Source organism: Pseudonocardia pini (assembly GCF_013870575.1).
GTDB lineage: Bacteria > Actinomycetota > Actinomycetes > Mycobacteriales > Pseudonocardiaceae > Pseudonocardia > Pseudonocardia pini.
In genome coordinates this window covers 1-1,373 of sequence record NZ_JACBXB010001091.1, presented here as the reverse complement: position 1 = coordinate 1,373, position 1,373 = coordinate 1, and the positions used below count along the sequence as shown (strand labels likewise).

The following is a 1,373-nucleotide window of genomic DNA, read 5'->3' as shown; positions in this document are numbered from 1 at the left end:
CGTCTCGCCGAAGAGCTTGAGCGTGGTGTAGGCGAGGTTGCCGATGCTGATCAGGGCTCCGCGCGGCGGGTCCACGCCGAGACCCTCGATCGCCCGCAGCGTGCTCGCCACGTTCGCGCGGCTGCGCACCAGCCGGAGGTAGAGCACGCCCGAGGCGGCGTCCAGGGGCACCGGGGCGAGGACCTGGACCGACTGCCCTCCTGTCACGACGACCGTCCGGAGGGCTCCGGCGCGCCCGCCCGCGAGCGACTCCACGCCCGCGAACGCCGCCAGGATCTCCTCGACGGGCAGCGGCGGCTCGGCTCCGCCGAGGGCGGTCACGAGCCCTCCGTGGGTCCGTTCCAGAACGCACGCGTAAGACACCCCGGGCAGTTTTCCCAGGGCGTCCGCGATCGATTTCGGAGCGGCCACGAGAAACCTTCTCATGCGGGCTCCCCATCCGCATTCTCGACCTTTTCGGACGCCGTTTCCCAGGGCCGGAGAATGGTGTCGGTACCGCCGCTCGGTCCAGTCCGTCCACCTCCGTTCGCGCGGCCCGTCGACAGCGGGGGAAGGGTCCGAGGGCCCTGTCCTCCCGCGCTCGCGACGGGAGGCCCAGGTATCTCGCTCGCCAAGACGTCGTCTGCGGCGGACGGAGTCGCATCCGGCCGCTCGTCCGTACCGCCATCCGGGCCCGGACCGGAGGGGTGATGCCTTGCCGGCCGCCCTCGTGGTCCGATGGGCCCATGACAGTCGACCGCAGCGCCGCGTTCCGAGCCGCCGTCGAGCGCGGGGACGCCGACGCCGCCGCCGATCTCTTCGCCCCCGACGCGGTGTTCCACTCGCCGATCGTGCACGCCCCGTACGAGGGCCGGGAGGCGCTGCGCGCGATCCTCCGGGCGGTCGTGCGGGTCTTCGAGGACTTCCGCTACACCGCCGAGTTCGCGGGCGAGGCGGGACACGTGCTGTGGTTCCGCACCCGGGTCGGCGAGCGGGAGCTCGACGGCGTGGACATCCTCACCGACGGCCCGGACGGCCTCGCCGAGCTCACCGTGATGGTCCGCCCGTACTCCGCCGCCACGGAGCTCCGAGCGCGGATGGCGGAGCTGCTCGCCGGCTCCTGACCGCCGTTCCCGCCTGCGCTCCGAGGCCTCGCCGCCCCCGCCTGCGGCGTCACGACGACCTCCCCGGTCACATCCGTCCGGCCCAGTCGACCGACCCGGCGTTCACGCAGGGTGGTCGGCGGGCCGCGTGGCCCGGCCGGCGGGTGCCGTCATTCGGGTGAGTTCGATCTCCGGCCGCACCGCGCCCCCGGATGTCCCGTTGTCCTCCCAGACAGTCGTACGCAGACCCGAACGGACTGATCGGGTGCTCCGGACGGCTGAGTTCGGCCC

The 1,373-nt window shown here is 73.3% G+C and carries 2 protein-coding genes; one reads left to right on the top strand and one right to left on the bottom strand.

Features of this window, described 5'->3' with window-relative positions:
* Positions 1 to 321: hypothetical protein (locus tag H5J29_RS32790; RefSeq protein ID WP_181784774.1), on the bottom strand; the 321-nt coding region annotated here is incomplete at its 3' end.
* A gap of 404 nt (positions 322 to 725) precedes the next feature.
* Here H5J29_RS32790 and H5J29_RS32785 point away from each other — a divergent pair.
* Entirely contained in the window at positions 726 to 1,103 is a 378-nt protein-coding gene (locus H5J29_RS32785) for a nuclear transport factor 2 family protein (RefSeq protein ID WP_181784773.1), read from the top strand.
* The last annotated feature ends 270 nt before the right edge of the window (positions 1,104 to 1,373 follow it).

What these genes read in the sequence shown, in the direction of transcription:
- H5J29_RS32785 (WP_181784773.1), top strand. Translation starts at nt 726, where the DNA reads ATGACAGTCGACCGCAGCGCCGCGTTCCGAGCCGCCGTCGAGCGCGGG.